Below are 19557 nucleotides of genomic sequence, written 5' to 3' on the forward strand. Positions count from 1 at the left end.
GTATAGGCAGGAGGAATTTATATGGAAAATTTTAATACAGGCACTTACGATATGTATAAAGATATCAGTGCAAGGACAAATGGGGAAATTTACATAGGTGTGATTGGAGCTGTGCGGACCGGAAAGTCATCTTTTATCAAACGTTTCATGGAGCTGATGGTACTTCCGTTTATGGAGGATGAAAACAGCCGCCAGCGTGCGGTGGATGAAATGCCACAGGCGGCCCAGGGGAAAACCATTATGACAACAGAGCCGAAGTTTATTCCAAAAGATGCTGCAAAAATCCGGCTTGGCGAAGATACCGAAGTAAAAGTGAGGTTGATTGACTGTGTGGGTTATATGGTAGAGGGTGCCACCGGACATCTGGAAAATGGCGTGGAGCGAATGGTAAAGACGCCTTGGTTTGAAGAGGAAATTCCTTTTACAAAGGCAGCAGAGGTCGGGACCAGAAAGGTTATTAATGACCATGCAACCATTGGAATTGTAGTAACTGCAGATGGCAGTTTCACAGATATCCCGCGGGAGAATTATGTGAAAGGTGAGGAAGAAACCATAAAAGAGCTGCGGAGAATCGGAAAACCCTTTGTTATGGTACTGAATTCCGTAAAACCATACAGCGAGGAAACGGCACAACTGGCAAAAGAATTAGAAGAAAAATATGAAGTCAGTGTATTTCCACTGAATTGTGAGCAGCTTCGAAAAGAAGATGTCTATGCAGTGCTGAAGGGTATCCTCTATGAATTCCCGGTGGTGAAGATGAATTTCTTTCTTCCGAAATGGGTAGAAATGTTGGAAATGAGTCATCCAATCAAAGAAAATGTGGTTGCAAATGCTGGAAAAATGCTGTCGGAAGTAACACTGATAAAAGATTTGATGGATTACAAGATGGCTCCGGAGGGAGATTACATTTCCAATATGATGATGCAGGCGGTGAATCTGGAAAATGGCACAGCAGATATCCGGCTGGATATTGCAGATCAGTATTATTATGAAAATATCAGTGAACTGACTGGAACAGAAGTGACCGGGGAATACCAGCTTATTTCCATGATAAAGGAGCTTTCTGAGAAACGTAAGGAATATGAGAAAGTAGCGGATGCGGTACAATCGGTAGAAATGAAAGGATATGGAGTGGTGAGTCCGAAGCTTTCAGATATTAAAATGGATGATCCGGTGCTGATTAAACATGGTAATAAATTCGGCGTAAAAATTAAGGCAGTAGCACCGTCTGTTCATATGATCCGGGCAAATATTGAAACGGAGATTGCACCGATTGTAGGAAGTGAAGAGCAGGCAAACGACCTGATTCATTATATCAAAGAGGGACAGAGCACAGAAGATGGAGTCTGGGGAACCAGCATTTTTGGAAAATCCATTGGAGAACTGATGGAAGACGGTATCCGCAGCAAGATTGGCATGATGGATGATGAAAGCCAGATGAAGCTGCAGGATACCATGCAGAAGGTTGTAAATGATAATAATGGCGGATTAGTCTGTATTATTATTTAAGGATGCAAGCCGGTAATCCCGGGGCGATATTCCTTTCAGCTTGTGGAACGTCTTGGAAAAATGCAGCCCATTGTCAAAGCCTACGGAATTAGCTACAGCAGTAATGGATAGGCTGGAGTGTTCTAAGAGATAGCATGCCTGTTTTAAACGAAACTGGGTCAGATAATTTTTCGGAGACTGACCCAGTATGGTTTCAAAAGAGCGGTACAGATGGCTCCGGCTTACGCCTACATAATCAGCAATATCATCTACGCGGATCGGATAGGAATAGTTGGCGGAAATATAGGCAATTCCTTTCTGGACATAGTTGCTGGAACTGTTATACTGTTCATTATTGCTGGCATGTTTCATAAAAAGAGCCAGCGTCTGATAGAGTCGTCCGGTCATTTCTACAGAATCCATGAAATCATTTCCGCGGGCTTCATAGATACCGAGAAGGTGTTCCCGGATGGATTCGGAAAGCGGCGTCTGGTGAATCAGTGGAAAATCCCTGGAAAAATCTGTGGCATTCAAAATAATGGCAGCGTCACTGCCATTAAAGCCTACCCAGGCATATTCCCACGGGTCTTTTTCGTCTGCATAATAGGTGATTTCGGTCTGAGGGTAGACAAGGAAGGTATCTCCGGTGGAAAGGGCATAAACTTTACCACCAACAGAATAATATCCTTTGCCGGATAGAATGTGATGAATCAGATAATGGTCACGGATTCCCGGTCCCCACTGGTAAAGAGGTTCACATTTCTGGAAACCGACATTATAGACGGAAAGGGAAACCAGTTCTTTTTTATTTACTTTATAAGAATTCTTATATTTTGGGTCCATCGTATGCCTCCCTTCTGGAATTTGCAGATAGATTATAGATATATTATAGAGGCTGTCCTTTGCAGATGCAACAAAAATACATATTGTTTATACAATAGATACTGTTCAAATACAGGAATATAAGGTATACTCTTATTTGTAAGGAACACGAAAATACATATTTTAGTACAAAGGAGTGGAGAATATGTCTATTTTAGTTACAGGTGGAGCAGGTTATATCGGAAGTCATACCTGCGTGGAATTACAGCAGGCAGGCTATGACGTAGTAGTGCTGGATAATTTATCCAATGCCAGCGAAAAATCATTAGAGCGTGTAAAAGCGCTTACTGGAAAAGAAGTTACATTTTACCGTGGAGATATATTAGACCGTGATATCTTAAATGAAATCATGGAAAAAGAGAAGATTGACTGCTGCATTCATTTTGCAGGATTAAAAGCAGTTGGAGAATCTGTGGTAAAGCCATGGGAATATTATAATAACAACATTGCAGGAACATTGACATTAGTAGATGTGATGCGCCAGCACGGCTGCAAGAATATTATCTTTTCTTCCTCCGCGACCGTATATGGTGATCCGGCACAGATTCCAATCACAGAGGAATGCCCGAAGGGACAGTGTACCAATCCATATGGCTGGACGAAATCCATGTTAGAGCAGATTCTTATGGATATGCAGAAAGCTGATCCGGAATGGAATGTTATCTTATTAAGATATTTTAACCCAATCGGAGCACATCAGAGCGGGACTATGGGAGAAAACCCGAATGGAATTCCGAACAATCTGATGCCATATATTACCCAGGTGGCAGTTGGAAAGTTAAAAGAGCTTGGCGTATTTGGAAATGATTATGATACACCGGACGGAACCGGGGTAAGAGACTACATTCATGTAGTAGACCTGGCAAAGGGACATGTAAAGGCATTAAAGAAGATTGAGGAAAATGCCGGATTAAGTATTTACAATCTTGGTACCGGACATGGTTATAGTGTACTTGATATTGTAAAGAATTTTGAAGAAGCAACAGGCGTAAAGATTCCTTATTCCATTAAGCCACGTCGTGCCGGCGACATTGCGACCTGTTATTGCGACCCTTCAAAGGCAGAGCGGGAGCTTGGCTGGAAAGCAGAGTTTGGCATTCGTGAAATGTGTGCCGATTCCTGGAGATGGCAGAAGAATAATCCAAATGGATATGAGGACTAGAAAGAAGCTGAAGAAAAAAATTGCAAAAAAATTAAAAAAAGTGCTTGCAATTTAGAGGGCGTCGTGTTATAGTATCACTTGTCCGGTTCATTGGTCAAGCGGTTAAGACGCCGCCCTCTCACGGCGGAAACAGGGGTTCGATTCCCCTATGAACTGCTCACTATTAATAATTTAATAGCCCAACCCATAGAAGATGCTGAAAGCCAGATAATGGTTTTACAGCATTTTTTATTTACGCGAGTAGCGAGAAAAATCGCATGCTTGCATGCAGATTTGGCAAGCACTGCGATAACTCGAGAAACTCGCAAAGTGTGTTTATACTATTTTGCGTAAAAATTCGAATTGCAATAATTAACTAAAATTTACGAAAATATCTCTTCCAAATCAGCATATATTATGTTATAATTTACTATGTTTCCGGTAATAAACAAGGAAAAAATAAGCAAATCTAACAAATGTATGATGGAGGGTGACATGAAGAGAAGAGGAAAAGCATTGGGGATGGCATTGCTGCTTATCATGATGACTGTTTTTCAGTAGTCTCAGATGCGGCAATGGTAAAGGCTGACGAACTTTTGATTAAGCTGCATTACCACAGAGCAGACGACAATTACGATGGATGGGATGTCTGGATGTGGGGAGAAGGTGCGGATGGTGCAGCTTATGAACTGGCAGAGGAAGATGGTGACCATGTGGCAACCATGGAAGTAACACCGGGTACAACCTCTGTTGGATTTATTGTGCGTACAGCAGACTGGACCAAGGATGTTGATGAAGACCAGTTTATTGATATTTCCGAGATGGTATCCGGCACTGTGGATATTTATGTGGAGTCCGGTGTGAAAGGATATACCAAAGAATATGGTGATGATGCTGTAACCGGAACTAAATTATCCGGAGCCAAATATGATGGGGAAAGCGCGGTAACCGTTCAGATGACCGGAGCAATTGAAGGGGATCTGATGCAGGCATTTTCCATTAAGAGTGCCGATGGTGTGGCGGTTACTATCAAAGAAGTAACACAAGATGATGATTTCGTATATCAGGTAGTTGTGGAAGAACCATTAGATGCTTATAAGAGCTATCAGATTACATACGAAGGAACTGAATATAAAGTAGTGATGCCGAGCGTATATTCCACCAAAGAATTTGAAGAAGAATATACTTATGACGGAGATGACCTTGGTGCAACCTGGACAAAAGACAGCACAGCGTTCCGTCTCTGGGCACCAACCGCACAGGCTGTTTCTGTAAATCTCTATGAATCAGGAACAGAAGGAACCGATGATTTAATCGAATCCATTCCAATGACTGCAGATATAAACGGAACCTGGGTGGCATCAAAGGATGGAGATTTAAATGGTACCTATTATACTTATACCGTTACCATTAATGGTGAGGAAAAAGAAGCCAATGACCCATATGCAAGAACCACAGGTGTCAACGGAAAACGTGCCATGATAATTGATTTGGAATCCACCAATCCGGAAGGGTGGGACAGTGACAGTAACCCACATGCCGGAGAGGGTATTAATGATGCTGTTATTTATGAAATGCATATCCGTGACGTCTCTTCAGATTCCAGTTCCGGAATTGAAAACGTTGGAAAATATTTAGGACTGACAGAGACCGGAACCACAACTGAAAATGGTGTTCCGACCGGACTTGACCATATCAAGGATTTGGAAATCACACATTTACATTTACTTCCGTTTTATGATTATGGTTCCGTAGATGAAACAAAGCTGGATACACCGCAGTTTAACTGGGGATATGATCCGGTCAACTACAACGTACCGGAAGGCTCTTATTCCACGGATCCATATCATGGAGAAGTCCGGGTGAAAGAAGCTAAAGAAATGGTAAAGACGTTACATGATAATGATATCAGTGTCGTTATGGACGTGGTTTACAATCATGTATACAATGCAGGAGAATTCTGTTTTAACGTAATTGTGCCGGAGTATTTCTCAAGAGTAAATGATAATGGGACTTATTCTAATGGTTCCGGCTGTGGAAATGACACAGCATCCGAGCGTTCCATGGTGAAGAAATATATTGTGGACTCTGTGAAATACTGGGCAGATGAATATCATATTGATGGCTTCCGTTTTGACCTGGTAGGACTTTTGGATACGGAAACCATGAACGAGGTAATCGAGGAAGTGCACAAAGACCACCCGGATGTTATCTTCTACGGAGAAGGATGGTCGATGCAGACAAGCCTTACCAAAGAAGGATATTCCATGACAACACAGACCAATTCCACAGAAGTACCGGAAATGGCTTTTTTCAGTGATACGTTAAGAGATTTGTTAAAAGGAAATACATTTTCAACTACAGAAAAGGGTTTTGTATCCGGAGCAAATGGCAAAGAGAAGACTTTACAGAAATGCTTTATGGGATTATCACCGGAATGGTGTACTACACCTTCCCAGTCCGTTAACTACGCATCCTGTCACGATAATCTTTCCCTGATGGATCGTATTATCCGTTCTACTCCGGAAGCTTCGTGGAGGAGCGAATCCGCATGAACAATCTTGCAGCAGCCATTTATATGACGGCAGAGGGTGTTCCGTTTATGCAGGCAGGAGAAGAATTCTTAAGAAGCAAAGTGAAAGCAGATGGTGGTCTTGATGAAAACAGCTATGCCTCACCAGATTCAGTAAACAGCTTAAAATGGAGTAATCTGGAAGATGAACAGTATCAGAATGTTTACCAGTATTATAAAGGACTGATTGCATTCCGTAAGGCACATCCGGTGCTTCGCCTTGATAATGCAGAGGATGTAAAAGCACATGTGACTCCGGTGGAAGATTTAGATGATAATGTAGTAGCGTTTGAAATTACCGGCGGTGTTGACGGAGAGACAGCAGATGGAATGTATGTGATCTTCAATGCCAATAATGAGAATAAAGAAGTAACACTTCCGGAAGGAAGCTGGAATGTATGCGTCAATGATACTTTAGCAGGAACAGATACGATTGGAACAATTTCCGGAACAGCAGAAGTAGCACCGGTTTCTGCATTGATTTTAGTAAAAGGTGATGGAAATGGCAGTACAGCAGTAGCATCTGCAGGAACATTACCGGCATGGATGGCATATGTATTTACACTTCTGGTTGCCGTAGTGATTGCAGCCTGTTCTGTCTGTTCACAGAAAAAGGCAGGAAAAGCCGGCAGAAAGTAGATAATTTGGAAATAAAATCTTGCAATTTAAGAAAATAGTGCTATAATAATACAGTACATGATGATTTAGGCTTTGAGAGTGGGCGTTGCGTCCACTCTCAATTCATGTTTAGAACAAAATTTAAGCAGATGGAAAGGTGGTTACATGTCCAGAAAAGAAATTTATGAACAGAAGACAGAAAGCTTCATTCAGCCAATCGTTGATAAGTATCATTTTGAACTGGTAGATGTGGAATATGTCAAGGAAGGTTCCGACTGGTACTTACGGGCTTACATTGATAAGGAAGGCGGAATTACCGTCAATGACTGTGAAATGGTAGCACGGGAAATGAATGAGATTCTGGATCGGGAAGATTATGTGGAAGACTCTTATATTTTTGAAGTGAGTTCGCCGGGACTTGGCAGACCGTTGAAGAAAGAAAAGGACTATGTCCGTTCTATGGGAAAAGAAGTGGAGATACGTCTGTATCGTGCCATAGATCATGAAAAGGAATTTTGTGGAGTCTTAAGTGCATATGATGAGAATACCGTAACAATTGAAGACGAATCTTATGGACAGAAGGTATTTGATAAGAAGGATATTGCATTAATCCGTCTTGCCATCGATTTTTAATCATTAACATAGCATACAACTTAGAAAATAAGTATATAGGAGGATAAAGAAATGAATAACGAGTTGTTGGAAGCATTGACAATACTGGAGCAGGAAAAAAATATCAGCAAAGAGACTTTACTTGAGGCAATTGAGAATTCTCTGCTGACTGCATGCAAAAACCATTTTGGAAAGGCAGATAATATTAAAGTAAATATTGACCCGGAAACATGCGAGTTCCATGTGCTTGCTGAGAAGACCGTAGTGGAAAAAGTAGAAGATGATGTAACAGAAATCAGCCTTGCAAATGCACGCATGATTGATTCTGAGTATAATCTTGGTGATGTGGTAAATGTAGAAGTTAAATCCAAAGAATTTGGACGTATTGCAACACAGAATGCAAAGAACGTAATTTTACAGAAGATTCGTGAGGAAGAAAGAAAAGCAATTTACAGCGAATATTATAGCATGGAAAAAGACGTTGTAACCGGAATTGTACAGAGATATGTTGGAAAAAATATTTCCATTAATCTTGGTAAAGCAGATGCCATTCTTACTGAAAATGAGCAGGTAAAGGGTGAAGTATTCAAACCGACCGAACGTATCAAGGTATATATTCTGGAAGTAAAATCTACACCAAAGGGACCAAAGATTATGGTTTCAAGAACACATCCGGAATTAGTAAAACGTCTGTTTGAAGCAGAAGTTACTGAAGTAAAGGATGGTATTGTAGAGATTAAGAGTATTGCCCGTGAAGCAGGAAGCAGAACAAAGATTGCTGTTTACTCCAATGACCCTGATGTAGATCCGGTAGGAGCATGTGTAGGTATGAATGGAGCCAGGGTAAATGCTATCGTAAGTGAATTACGCGGTGAGAAAATTGATATCATTAACTGGAATGAGAATCCTGCTATGTTAATCGAGAACGCATTAAGCCCAGCAAAAGTTATTTCCGTAATCGCAGATGGCGAAGAGAAGAGCGCAAAGGTTGTTGTTCCGGATTATCAGTTATCCCTTGCTATCGGTAAAGAAGGACAGAATGCAAGACTTGCTGCAAGACTGACCGGATTCAAGATTGATATCAAGAGTGAGACACAGGCAAGAGAGTCCGGTGAATTCATGGATTATGAAAATGATTACGAGGACTATGATGAGGAGTATGAAGAGGGTTATGAGGAAGGTTATGAAGAAGAAAACGCAGGAGATGGTGAGTTCATAGATGGCAACGAATAAGAAGATTCCTATGCGGAAATGTGTAGGATGCCAGGAAATGAAAAGCAAGAAAGAACTGATTCGGATTATTCATACGCCGGAAGATGAACTTGTAGTGGACTCCACTGGAAGGAAGAATGGAAGAGGCGCATATATCTGTCCGAATATGGATTGCTTTTTGGCAGCAAAAAAGACAAAGGGCTTGGAAAGATCTTTGAAAATGGCGATTCCGGAAGAAATATATGAGGAGTTGCAAAAGGAGATGCAGAATATTGAAACAAGATAAGGTGTTATCCATGCTTGGACTTTCTGCCAAGGCAGGAAATGTTGCAAGCGGAGAATTTTCAACAGAGAAAGCGGTAAAAGAAGGAAAGGCTCATCTGGTCATTGTCGCAGGAGATGCTTCAGATAATACGAAGAAACATTTCCGTGATATGTGCAGCTTTTATGAAGTGCCATTTTATGCTTATGCTGATAAGGAGAGTCTCGGACATCATATTGGAAAAGAATTTCGGGCATCATTGGCAGTTACCAACGAAGGTCTTGCCAAAGCCGTCATAAAGCAATTGAAACTGTTAACAACTGAATAACGGAGGTAGTTATATATGTCAAAACTCAGAGTATATGAACTCGCAAAAGAATTAAATATAAAGCCGCAGGATGTTTTGGATTCCTTAAAAGGAACCCAGTATGAAGTAAAGACATCCAGTAATAGTATAGATGAAGATGCACAGAAACTGGTGCGTTCTAAAGTAAACGGAGCAGCAAAACCGGCAGTAAAGCCAGCAGCAGAGACAAAGCCGGCAGGCGAAGCAAAAGCTGCAACAGAAGCAAAGCCAGCAGGTGAAACAAAAGCTACAGGCGAGGCAAAATCAACAGAGGCACCGGCTCGACCGAAGAAAAAAGCAAGTATTTCTGCTGTATTTAACCCACAGAACAGCAAGACCAATCCGGGAAGCAGACGTCAGGCTTATCACACCAATGCCAAGACCGGAGAAACAAGAAGACCGGCACCGGCTGCAAGACCAGCTCAGCCTGCAAAACCGGCAGCACCAAAGCCTGCAGAAGTAAAAGCTGCAGAAGTTAAGCCGGCAGAGGTAAAGGCAACAGAAGTTAAGGCTGCAGAAGTAAAACCAGCAGAAACGAAAACTGCAGAAGTAAAGACTACGGAAACAAAAACTGTTCAGGAGAAACCGGTAGTGAAAACAGAAGAGAAGAAGACGGAGACAAGAAACTTTAACAATAACCGTCAGCAGGGAGACAGACCATACAACAATAACCGTCCACAGGGAGACAGACCGTATAATAACAACCGCCCGCAGGGAGACAGACCGTACAATAACAACCGCCCGCAGGGAGACAGACCGTACAACAATAACCGCCCACAGGGAGACAGACCATACAATAATAACCGTCCACAAGGCGACAGAAATGGAAGAGGCGGAAGAAATGGTGGAAGATTCGATCAGGAATTAAACCGTTTCAATAAAGAAGCAATCCAGGCAGGACCGGACGATTTAAGAAAAGAAAGCCGTGAGAACCGTGACCGTGACAATACCCGTAAGAAACAGGTGCAGGAGCACGATAAGTTAGGAAGCAAGAAACAGGAAAGATATGTAAATCTTGAGAAAAACGGCGGTAAGAAGAAACGTCCTGCACAGCCGAAACCAAAGGAAGAAGATACCATCCGCAGCGTATCCCTGCCGGAGCGTATGACGATTAAGGAACTGGCAGATAAGATGAAGGTTCAGGCTTCTGAAATCATCAAGAAGCTCTTTATGAAGGGACAGATGGTTACCGTAAATCAGGAAATCGACTATGACAGTGCAGAAGAAATTGCACTGGAATTTAACTGTATTGCAGAGCCGGAAGAAAAGGTAGACGTAATTGCAGAGCTTTTAAAAGAGGATGAAGAAAGAGAAGAAGATTTAGTTCCAAGACCACCTGTTGTCTGTGTAATGGGTCACGTTGACCATGGTAAAACATCCCTTCTGGATGCAATCCGTAATACACATGTAACAGACCGTGAGGCTGGTGGTATCACACAGCATATCGGAGCATATGTGGTAAGTATCAACGGACAGAAGATTACCTTCTTAGATACACCGGGACATGAAGCATTTACCGCAATGCGTCTGCGTGGAGCAAAATCTACCGACATCGCAATTCTTGTAGTTGCAGCAGATGATGGTGTCATGCCACAGACTGTAGAAGCAATTAACCATGCTAAAGCAGCCGGAATTGAAATCGTAGTAGCAATCAATAAGATTGATAAGCCAAATGCCAATATCGACCGAGTAAAACAGGAGTTATCCGAATATGAACTGATTCCGGAAGACTGGGGTGGAAGCACCATCTTTGTACCGGTATCTGCTCATACCCACGAGGTATTGACCAGTTATTGGAAATGTTATTATTAACAGCAGAAGTCAGCGAATTAAAGGCAAATCCAAAACGTAAAGCCCGTGGTGTTATCATTGAGGCACAGCTGGATAAAGGAAGAGGAGCTGTAGCAACTGTTTTAGTACAGAAGGGAACCCTTACAGTTGGTGAGCCGATTGCCTGTGGTAGTGCATATGGTAAAGTGCGTGCCATGATTGACGATAAGGGAAGAAGAGTAAAAGAAGCCGGACCATCCATGCCGGTAGAGATTTTAGGACTTTCCAGTGTACCGGATGCAGGAGAAACATTCGTAGCATGTGACAGTGAAAAAGATGCAAGAAACTTTGCAGAGACATATATTTCCGAAGGAAAGGCAAAACTGTTAGAGGAGACCCGTTCCAGAATGTCTTTAGATGATCTGTTCTCACAGATTCAGTCCGGAGATGTAAAAGAGCTGGATATCATCGTTAAAGCAGACGTCCAGGGTTCTGTAGAAGCCGTAAAACAGAGTCTTGTAAAACTTTCCAACGACGAAGTTGTGGTTAAGATTATCCATGGCGGTGTTGGTGCAATCAACGAATCTGATGTTACTTTAGCATCTGCATCTAACGCAATCATCATTGGATTTAACGTAAGACCGGACCCTACAGCAAAGGTTACTGCTGAAAATGAAGGTGTAGATATCCGTCTGTATAAAGTTATCTATAACGCAATTGAAGACGTAGAAGCTGCTATGAAGGGAATGTTAGATCCTGTATACGAAGAAAAAGTAATCGGCCATGCAGAAGTTCGTCAGATTTTCAAAGCATCCGGTGTTGGTAACATTGCAGGTTCTTATGTATTGGATGGTAACTTTGAGCGTGGATGTAAAGTCCGTATTACCCGTGAGGGAACACAGATATTTGAAGGAAATCTTGCTTCCCTGAAACGTTTCAAGGACGATGTGAAGGAAGTAAAAGCCGGATATGAGTGTGGTCTTGTATTCGAAGGATTTAATGATATTGCAGAACTGGATCAGGTAGAGGCATATAAGATGGTAGAGGTTGCCAGATAATCTGATAGAAGGACAGGAAAATTATGCAAAAAAATAGTATGAAAAATATGCGGATAAATGGAGAAGTTCAAAGAGAACTCTCCAACATTATCCGGAGTGAAGTAAAAGACCCGCGTATTGCGCCGATGACCAGCGTGGTTGCCGTAGAAGTGGCACCGGATTTAAAAACCTGTAAGGCGTATATCAGTGTATTCGGAGACGAAGAAGCTCAGAATAATACAATCAAAGGTCTTAATAGTGCAGAAGGGTATATTCGTCATGCCCTCGCAAAAAGTATCAATTTAAGAAATACTCCGGAGATTCGGTTTATCCTGGATCAGTCCATTGAGTATGGTGTAAACATGTCAAAGAAAATTGATGAGGTAATTGGACAGGAAGAGTCCTAAGCCTCATCCGAAGAGAAAGAGAGCAGGTGTTGCCAATGAAATTAGAGGAACAGCTTTATGATGTGAAGCGTGTAGCAATAGCCGGTCATGTAAAACCTGACGGAGACTGTGTAGGTTCCACGTTAGCAGTATATAACTATATCAGAAAATATCATCCGGAAATGGAAGTGGAACTCCATCTGGAACCGATTCCAAACATTTTCAAATTCCTTGCAAATGCAGATAAAATTGACAGCTCTTATATAGAAAAAGAGCCATACGATTTATTTATTGCATTGGACTGCGGCGATGAGAAACGACTGGGAAATGCAGTGAAATATTTTCATGCAGCAAAACGCACCTTCTGTGTTGACCATCATATCAGCAATCAGAACTTTGCAGATGCAAACTACATTTTCCCGGAGGCAAGTTCAACCTGTGAGCTTGTATATGAACTCATAGATGAAGAGAAGATTACAAAGGAAATTGCAGAATGTATTTATGTGGGAATTGTGCATGATACCGGTGTGTTCCAGTATTCCTGTACTTCTGCAAAGACCATGAACATTGCCGGCAGGCTGATGGAAATGGGGATTGATTTCAGCCGTATCGTGGATAAGACTTATTATGAGAAAACTTACGAGCAGAACCGGATTTTAGGTCAGGCATTGGTGGACAGCCAGCTCTTTTTAGATGGAAAATGCATTGCATCTATCGTAACCAAAGAAGAAATGGAAAAATACCAGGTTCTTCCGAAACATTTAGAAGGAATCGTACAGCAGCTTCGTGCTACCAAAGATGTGGAAGCTGCAATCTTTCTTTACGAAAATGAGGATGGAAGCTTTAAAGCAAGCATGCGTTCCAGTGGTAAGGTAGATGTGGCAGTTATTATGATGTCCTATGGTGGAGGCGGTCATATACGGGCAGCCGGAGCAACCATAGAAGGCAATGCCAAAGAGATTCTTGAGGGAATCGTAAAGGACGTTGAAAAACAGCTTTTGAAATAGACAGGATAACGTATGGACGGAATTATTAATGTAAGAAAAGAAAAAGGATTTACGTCCTTTGACGTAGTTGCAAAGCTACGTGGAATTTTAAAAATGAAAAAGATTGGACATACAGGTACGCTTGATCCGGATGCGGAGGGCGTACTTCCTGTATGTATAGGAAAAGCAACCAGAGTCTGTGACCTTTTAACTGATAAGGACAAGGTATACGAGGCAGTCATGCTTTTGGGAAAAGAAACGGATACCCAGGATATGACAGGAACCATATTAAAGGAATCCGAGGTAAATCTTTCCATAGAAGAAGTAAAGCAGTGTATTGAAAGTTTTGTGGGAGAATATGCACAGATTCCGCCGATGTATTCTGCACTGAAGGTCAATGGAAAGAAATTATGTGACTTAGCAAGAGAAGGTGTGGAAGTAGAACGCAAGGCAAGGAAGGTTCAGATATTAGATATTGCAATTTTATCAATCGACTTGCCGCGAGTGACCATGCGGGTGCACTGTTCCAAAGGAACTTATATCCGGACATTGTGCCATGACATCGGAGAAAAATTAGGTTGTGGAGCCTGTATGGAGTACCTGGTACGGACAAGCGTTTCAGATTTTCAAATAGAAGCTGCAAAAACACTGCAGGAAATTGAGACAATAATGAAAAGTGGTAAGATAGAAGAGATTTTATATCCCATTGATACCGTATTTAAAAATCTGCCACAGATTCACAGCCGCAAAGATAGTACGGCACTTTTATATAATGGAAATAAGCTGCCGCTGCCTGTGATAGCAGAGGCAGAGACGATAGAGCATACGCTTGCTTCTTTTTATAAAGAAGATGACTGCAAAAAAGTCAGAGTGTATGACAATGCAAATCATTTTGTTGGAATATATGAATACCGTACAGCGGACAGGCTGTTTAAGCCGGTAAAACTTTTCTTTACACAGCAATGAGAAGGAAAAAGACATTTAAGCAGGTATAAAAAATGAAGTATATACATGGAACAACAGAATTTCATATTGAAGAAGAATGCGTGCTTTCCCTTGGCAAATTTGATGGTCTGCACAGAGGACATGAGACTTTATTAGAACATATGATGGAGCAGAAGAATAAAGGCTGTGCAACGGTACTATTTACCTTTGCCATTCCGCCGAGACCGGGCAGGATAAATGAAGTCCAGAAGGTGCTTACGACGAATGAAGAGAAGGTTGCAATCTGTGAAGAGCAGGGCATTGATTATCTGATTGAATATCCTTTTACCAAAGAAGTCATGACCATGGAACCGGAAGCATTTATTGAAATGCTGGCTTCTTCCATGAAAATCCGTGGTATTGTGGTTGGAACAGATTTTCATTTCGGACATAACCGCCGCGGAGATTACCATCTGCTGGAAATATATGCGAAGAAGCTGCATTATGAACTTAAGGTAATAGATAAGGTTCAGTATGAGAATCGGGATATCAGCAGTACCTTTATCCGGGAAGAAGTAGAAAAGGGCAATATGGAAAAAGTAAAATACCTTCTTGGCTATGATTATTTTGTGGAAGGTGTTGTAATACATGGCAGAGAAATGGGCGCGAAGGTACTTGGAATCCCGACCATAAATATCATACCGCCGGAAAACAAACTGCTTCCGCCGTTTGGCGTCTATGTTTGTGATGTTGTAGTAGGGGATAAGACGTATCATGGAATCGCAGATGTTGGATGTAAGCCGACTATCGAAGGGGTTAATCCGGTGGCAGTGGAAACCAATATTTTTGATTTTAATGAGAATCTCTATGGAAAGAAAGTGCGTGTCTGCTTCCGGAGCAGAGAGCGCAGCGAGATGAAGTTTGAATCCTTAGAGGCTTTAAAGCAACAGCTCGAACAGGATATTGCCTATGGCAGATTTTATGTACAGCAGCATTAAATATATGAATTTCGTAAAATTTCGAACAATTGTTACATAATTGTTACATATTTATGTTGACATTATGAAATCACGTTGCTATAATCTTAAAATATGGAGAAGCATATTGATTCGAACAGATGCGGAAATGCAGGGTGCATTTTGCATCGTTACAATGTCAGGAGGCATATTTTTATGAAGAACAATAGAAAGTGGAAGACAACAGCATTTATTCTTACCTGTGGACTTACAGTGGCGCTTGAGGGTGGCGCAGCTGCACAGACATCAGCAGGTTCCGGCTTAAATGCAGGAATATTTGCTACAATGGATTCCTATTATAATACAGATATTGTTGTTTCAGCAACCAATACTGTTACAACGATGGAAGGACAGTCTGAGGATGCTGCAGCAACTGATACAACGGTACCTGCAGATACAGCAGCAACCGATACAGCGGTACCAGCAGATACAACAATCTGTGGATATACCAATCTTGGTATTGCACAGGTTGACAGCAGTTTAAATGTAAGGGAACAGCCGGATACCAATTCTGATATCGTAGGAAAGATGCAGAACGATGCCGGATGTGAAATATTAGAGGACGATGGCGAGTGGCTTAAAATTGAATCTGGTCAGGTAACCGGATATGTAAAAGCAGAATATATCATTACCGGAGAGGCAGCTGTAGCAAAAGCCCAGGAAGTAATGAAGACCATTGCAACCGTTACAACACAGACTTTAAATGTACGTGCTGAGATGAATACCGATTGTACCAAACTGGCATTGATGCCGGAAGGAGAAGAATTAGAGGTTTTAAATCAGTATGATGGCTGGGTGGAAGTAGACTTAGATGGTGATGTAGGATATGCAAGCACCGACTATGTAGAGATTTCACAGCAGCTGCCAAAGGCACAGACCATGACAGAATTAAAATATGGTCAGGGTGTTTCAGATACAAGAGTATCACTGGTGGCTTATGCAACACAGTTTGTCGGTAATCCATATGTATGGGGCGGAACCAGCCTTACCAGAGGAGCGGACTGTTCCGGATTCGTATTATCCGTATATGCAAATTATGGCGTATATCTGCCACACTCATCCAGAGCACAGGCAGGATGCGGAACCAGAATCAGTGCATCCGAAGCACAGCCGGGAGATTTGTTCTTCTATGGTAGCGGTAAGGGCATCAACCATGTGGCAATCTATATCGGAAATGGTCAGATTGTTCATGCAAGTTCACCTTCTACCGGAATCAAGATTTCCAATGCATATTATCGTTCACCAGTATGTGTTGTCCGTGTATTAGGAAACTAGATAAGGAAACTAACAGAATTTTGTTTACAAATAATAAGTAGTATGTTATATTTGTTAGGTATGATTTAGCCGATATTCGGTAGATGGACACTCCGACCTTTTACTGATTATCAGGCGATAAGAAAATATAAGGAGGAAACGTAAATGTTATCAAAAGAAAGAAAAGAAGCAATCATCGCAGAATATGGTAAAACTGCTACAGACACAGGTTCACCAGAGGTACAGGTTGCACTTTTAACAGCCAGAATCAATGAGCTGAATGAGCACTTAAAAGTAAATCAGAAGGATCATCATTCCAGAAGAGGACTTTTAAAGATGGTTGGTCAGAGACGTCGTTTACTGGCTTACTTAAAGAAAGTTGATATTGAAAGATATCGTTCTTTAATCGAACGTTTAGGTTTAAGAAAGTAATTTCTTGTAAAAGGAAACCGTATAGAATAGAGCGGAGTTGTCCGCTCTATTTTTCGGTTGCTAGGCTTCCACAGGTTGCCGGATATCTGTAAGGAACTGCAAGTACAGAGTCTTATGGATGACAATGTAAGAACGGCAGAAGGACGATTCCGAGACCACTGATTAGTGCAATTACAGATTGTGTTAATCAGTAGTTTCGGTCGATACACCTCCGGATGGCTGCAAACAGCACCATTTCGGAACTTCTGCCATAATAAGCAGGAATATCCTGTATACAAAAAAGGAGAAATGATATGTACCAGAGTTATTCAATGGAACTTGCCGGAAGAACTCTTACGGTTGATATTAACCGTGTGGGTAAACAGGCAAATGGATGTGCATTCATGCACTACGGTGATACCACTGTATTATCTACTGCAACAGCATCTGAAAAGCCAAGAGACGGAATCGACTTTTTCCCTCTTAGCGTAGAGTTCGAAGAGAAATCATATGCAGTAGGAAAAATCCCTGGCGGATTTAATAAGAGAGAAGGAAAAGCATCTGAGAATGCAATCCTTACTTCCCGTGTAATTGACAGACCTATGCGTCCGTTATTCCCAAAGGATTATCGTAATGATGTAACATTAAACAACCTCGTTATGAGCGTTGACCCGGAATGCCGTCCGGAAATCGTAGCAATGCTTGGTTCTGCGATTGCAACCTGCATTTCGGATATCCCATTTGACGGACCATGTGCTATGACACAGGTCGGAATGAAAGATGGTGAATTTGTAATCAACCCATCCCAGGAAGTTTGGGACAATGGTGATTTACAGTTGACGGTTGCTTCTACCAGAGAGAAAGTAATCATGATTGAAGCCGGAGCAAATGAGATTCCGGAAGATAAAATGATTGAAGCAATTTACATGGCACACGACATCAACCAGACCATTAATGATTTCATTATGAAACTGGTAAACGAAGTTGGTAAGCCAAAACATGAATATACAAGCTGTGCAGTTCCAGAGGAAATGTTTGCAGCTATGCGTGAGATTGTTACACCGGATGAGATGGAAGTAGCAGTATTCTCTGACGACAAACAGACCAGAGAAGAAAATATCCGTAAAGTAACAGAGAAAATGGAAGAGGCATTTGCAGATAACGAAGAGTGGCTTCCATTAGTTGGTGAGGCTGTATATCAGTATCAGAAGAAGACCGTTCGTAAGATGATTTTAAAAGACCACAAACGTCCGGATGGAAGAGCAATCAACCAGATTCGTCCGCTGGCATCTGAGGTTGATATTATTCCTAGAGTACATGGTTCTGCTATGTTTACCCGTGGACAGACTCAGATTTGTGATGTTGTAACATTAGCTCCATTATCTGAAGTTCAGAAAATCGATGGATTAGATGAGAATATTACCACCAAGAGATATATGCACCATTACAATTTCCCATCCTACTCTGTTGGAGAAACAAAACCTTCCAGAGGACCGGGACGTCGTGAAATCGGACATGGAGCACTGGCTGAGAAAGCATTGGTTCCGGTTCTTCCTTCTGAAGAAGAATTCCCATATGCAATCCGTGCCGTATCCGAGACCTTTGAATCTAATGGTTCTACCTCTATGGCATCTACCTGTGCATCCTGTATGGCACTTATGGCTGCAGGTGTTCCGATTAAGAAAATGGTTGCAGGTATTTCCTGTGGTCTGGTAACTGGTGAGACAGATGATGATTACATCGTATTAACCGATATTCAGGGACTTGAGGACTTCTTCGGAGATATGGACTTCAAGGTAACCGGTACACATGACGGTATTACTGCAATCCAGATGGATATTAAGATTCACGGATTAACAAGACCTATCGTAGAAGAAGCAATCAGAAGAACCAGGGAAGCAAGACTTTATATCATGGACGAAGTTATGTCCAAAGCAATTGCTGAGCCAAGAAAAGAAGTTGGACAGTATGCTCCAAAGATTCTTCAGGTTCAGATTGACCCGGCTAAGATTGGTGATGTAGTAGGTCAGAAGGGTAAGACAATCAACGAGATTATCGACCGCACTGGTGTTAAGATTGACATCAATGATGAAGGTGCAGTAAGCATCTGTGGTACCGATAAAGCAATGCTTGAGAAAGCTGCTGACATGATCCGTATCATTACAACTGATTTTGAAGAAGGTCAGATTTTCACTGGTAAAGTAGTAAGCATCAAAGAATTTGGTGCATTCATCGAATTTGCACCGGGCAAAGAGGGAATGGTTCACATTTCCAAGATTGCGAAAGAGAGAATCGAACATGTAGAAGATGTTCTGACTCTTGGTGATACAGTAACCTGTATCTGCATGGGCAAAGACAGAATGGGAAGAATCAGCTTCTCCATCAAGGATGTTCCTGCTCAGAACTAATTGCAGATTCGTGGCATGTGATTTTTCAATACTCACATAAATAAAATAAGGCGTATGCTTTTGCGGATGAAAATCCACAAGGGTATACGCCTTTTTACGTAAGTAGCGAAGAAAAAAGTCTGGCAGAAAAAAAGAGCCGAGTTTGCTGGGTAAACTTTTTTCGGGTATCCGGAAAGCACTGCAGGTGGTCAAAAATGCTGCACTGCATATATTATAAGAAAACATAAAATGG

At 41.7% G+C, this 19557-nt stretch carries 16 protein-coding genes, 1 tRNA gene and 1 pseudogene; 17 read left to right on the forward strand and 1 reads right to left on the reverse strand.

Annotated features, from left to right (window positions below):
* Nucleotides 1-21 precede the first annotated feature (21 nt).
* Nucleotides 22-1509 carry a stage IV sporulation protein A gene (gene spoIVA / locus DW059_RS01625; RefSeq protein ID WP_117697158.1) on the forward strand — a complete coding sequence of 496 codons (1488 nt, stop codon included), beginning with the start codon at nt 22-24 and terminating at the stop codon, nt 1507-1509.
* On the opposite strand, the gene DW059_RS01630 is transcribed toward spoIVA, so the two are convergent.
* The gene (locus DW059_RS01630; protein ID WP_117697160.1) at nt 1489-2331 is read right to left on the reverse strand and encodes an AraC family transcriptional regulator; all 843 of its coding nucleotides are present in this window, start codon (nt 2329-2331) and stop codon (nt 1489-1491) included. The two genes, spoIVA and DW059_RS01630, sit on opposite strands and share 21 nt — an antisense overlap.
* 184 nt (nt 2332-2515) lie before the next feature.
* Here DW059_RS01630 and galE point away from each other — a divergent pair, with 184 nt between their 5' ends.
* The 16 genes and pseudogenes from galE (at nt 2516) to DW059_RS01715 (ending at nt 19325) form a co-directional block, all read left to right on the forward strand.
* A complete protein-coding gene (gene galE / locus DW059_RS01635) occupies nt 2516-3532 on the forward strand; it encodes a UDP-glucose 4-epimerase GalE (protein ID WP_022242586.1) in 1017 nt (338 codons plus the stop codon).
* An 84-nt stretch (nt 3533-3616) separates the two neighbouring features.
* Nucleotides 3617-3688: transfer RNA gene (locus DW059_RS01640), tRNA-Glu, on the forward strand.
* Nucleotides 3689-4086: 398 nt separating this feature from the next.
* On the forward strand, nt 4087-6066 hold the full coding sequence (gene pulA, locus DW059_RS16265; RefSeq protein ID WP_242986052.1) for a type I pullulanase: 1980 nt from the start codon (nt 4087-4089) through the stop codon (nt 6064-6066).
* Entirely contained in the window at nt 6063-6722 is a 660-nt protein-coding gene (locus DW059_RS16270) for a hypothetical protein (protein WP_242986053.1), read from the forward strand. Before pulA ends, DW059_RS16270 begins: the two co-directional genes overlap by 4 nt.
* A 144-nt stretch (nt 6723-6866) precedes the next feature.
* Nucleotides 6867-7334, forward strand: a complete 468-nt coding sequence (gene rimP / locus DW059_RS01655; RefSeq protein WP_022242582.1) for a ribosome maturation factor RimP — start codon at nt 6867-6869, stop codon at nt 7332-7334.
* Between the two features lie 51 nt (nt 7335-7385).
* Nucleotides 7386-8546, forward strand: a complete 1161-nt coding sequence (nusA, locus tag DW059_RS01660; RefSeq protein ID WP_117697162.1) for a transcription termination factor NusA — start codon at nt 7386-7388, stop codon at nt 8544-8546.
* Entirely contained in the window at nt 8533-8811 is a 279-nt protein-coding gene (gene rnpM, locus DW059_RS01665; protein ID WP_022242580.1) for an RNase P modulator RnpM, read from the forward strand. The genes nusA and rnpM overlap by 14 nt, the downstream gene beginning before the upstream one ends.
* Nucleotides 8798-9115 (forward strand): L7Ae/L30e/S12e/Gadd45 family ribosomal protein, encoded by a 318-nt coding sequence (locus tag DW059_RS01670; RefSeq protein WP_022242579.1) that lies wholly within the window; start codon nt 8798-8800, stop codon nt 9113-9115. Before rnpM ends, DW059_RS01670 begins: the two co-directional genes overlap by 14 nt.
* A 15-nt stretch (nt 9116-9130) precedes the next feature.
* Nucleotides 9131-11961: pseudogene (gene infB / locus DW059_RS17490) on the forward strand (translation initiation factor IF-2).
* Between the two features lie 23 nt (nt 11962-11984).
* Complete coding sequence (rbfA, locus tag DW059_RS01685; RefSeq protein ID WP_022242577.1) at nt 11985-12347, forward strand: 30S ribosome-binding factor RbfA; 363 nt, start codon at nt 11985-11987, stop codon at nt 12345-12347.
* 35 nt (nt 12348-12382) lie between these two features.
* Nucleotides 12383-13333 (forward strand): DHH family phosphoesterase, encoded by a 951-nt coding sequence (locus DW059_RS01690; protein WP_117697168.1) that lies wholly within the window; start codon nt 12383-12385, stop codon nt 13331-13333.
* A 12-nt stretch (nt 13334-13345) separates the two neighbouring features.
* Nucleotides 13346-14278: a tRNA pseudouridine(55) synthase TruB gene (truB, locus tag DW059_RS01695; protein WP_117697170.1), complete on the forward strand. Its 933-nt coding sequence runs from the start codon at nt 13346-13348 to the stop codon at nt 14276-14278.
* Nucleotides 14279-14310: 32 nt separating this feature from the next.
* Nucleotides 14311-15234, forward strand: a complete 924-nt coding sequence (locus tag DW059_RS01700) for a bifunctional riboflavin kinase/FAD synthetase (protein WP_022242574.1) — start codon at nt 14311-14313, stop codon at nt 15232-15234.
* Nucleotides 15235-15408: 174 nt separating this feature from the next.
* Nucleotides 15409-16527 carry a C40 family peptidase gene (locus DW059_RS01705; RefSeq protein ID WP_117697173.1) on the forward strand — a complete coding sequence of 373 codons (1119 nt, stop codon included), beginning with the start codon at nt 15409-15411 and terminating at the stop codon, nt 16525-16527.
* 144 nt (nt 16528-16671) lie between these two features.
* Nucleotides 16672-16938 carry a 30S ribosomal protein S15 gene (gene rpsO, locus DW059_RS01710; RefSeq protein WP_022242572.1) on the forward strand — a complete coding sequence of 89 codons (267 nt, stop codon included), beginning with the start codon at nt 16672-16674 and terminating at the stop codon, nt 16936-16938.
* Between the two features lie 293 nt (nt 16939-17231).
* Nucleotides 17232-19325, forward strand: a complete 2094-nt coding sequence (locus tag DW059_RS01715; RefSeq protein ID WP_117697175.1) for a polyribonucleotide nucleotidyltransferase — start codon at nt 17232-17234, stop codon at nt 19323-19325.
* Nucleotides 19326-19557: the final 232 nt, after the last annotated feature.

The organism is Roseburia sp. AF42-8 (assembly GCF_003435965.1).
In the GTDB taxonomy this organism is placed as follows: Bacteria; Bacillota; Clostridia; order Lachnospirales; family Lachnospiraceae; genus Roseburia_C; species Roseburia_C amylophila.

What these genes read in the sequence shown, in the direction of transcription:
- truB (WP_117697170.1), top strand. Translation starts at nt 13,346, where the DNA reads ATGGACGGAATTATTAATGTAAGAAAAGAAAAAGGATTTACGTCCTTT.
- galE (WP_022242586.1), top strand. Translation starts at nt 2,516, where the DNA reads ATGTCTATTTTAGTTACAGGTGGAGCAGGTTATATCGGAAGTCATACC.
- rnpM (WP_022242580.1), top strand. Translation starts at nt 8,533, where the DNA reads ATGGCAACGAATAAGAAGATTCCTATGCGGAAATGTGTAGGATGCCAG.
- DW059_RS16270 (WP_242986053.1), top strand. Translation starts at nt 6,063, where the DNA reads ATGAACAATCTTGCAGCAGCCATTTATATGACGGCAGAGGGTGTTCCG.
- DW059_RS01700 (WP_022242574.1), top strand. Translation starts at nt 14,311, where the DNA reads ATGAAGTATATACATGGAACAACAGAATTTCATATTGAAGAAGAATGC.
- DW059_RS01715 (WP_117697175.1), top strand. Translation starts at nt 17,232, where the DNA reads ATGTACCAGAGTTATTCAATGGAACTTGCCGGAAGAACTCTTACGGTT.
- rbfA (WP_022242577.1), top strand. Translation starts at nt 11,985, where the DNA reads ATGCAAAAAAATAGTATGAAAAATATGCGGATAAATGGAGAAGTTCAA.
- pulA (WP_242986052.1), top strand. Translation starts at nt 4,087, where the DNA reads ATGGTAAAGGCTGACGAACTTTTGATTAAGCTGCATTACCACAGAGCA.
- nusA (WP_117697162.1), top strand. Translation starts at nt 7,386, where the DNA reads ATGAATAACGAGTTGTTGGAAGCATTGACAATACTGGAGCAGGAAAAA.
- rpsO (WP_022242572.1), top strand. Translation starts at nt 16,672, where the DNA reads ATGTTATCAAAAGAAAGAAAAGAAGCAATCATCGCAGAATATGGTAAA.
- DW059_RS01705 (WP_117697173.1), top strand. Translation starts at nt 15,409, where the DNA reads ATGAAGAACAATAGAAAGTGGAAGACAACAGCATTTATTCTTACCTGT.
- rimP (WP_022242582.1), top strand. Translation starts at nt 6,867, where the DNA reads ATGTCCAGAAAAGAAATTTATGAACAGAAGACAGAAAGCTTCATTCAG.
- spoIVA (WP_117697158.1), top strand. Translation starts at nt 22, where the DNA reads ATGGAAAATTTTAATACAGGCACTTACGATATGTATAAAGATATCAGT.
- DW059_RS01630 (WP_117697160.1), bottom strand. Translation starts at nt 2,331, where the DNA reads ATGGACCCAAAATATAAGAATTCTTATAAAGTAAATAAAAAAGAACTG.
- DW059_RS01690 (WP_117697168.1), top strand. Translation starts at nt 12,383, where the DNA reads ATGAAATTAGAGGAACAGCTTTATGATGTGAAGCGTGTAGCAATAGCC.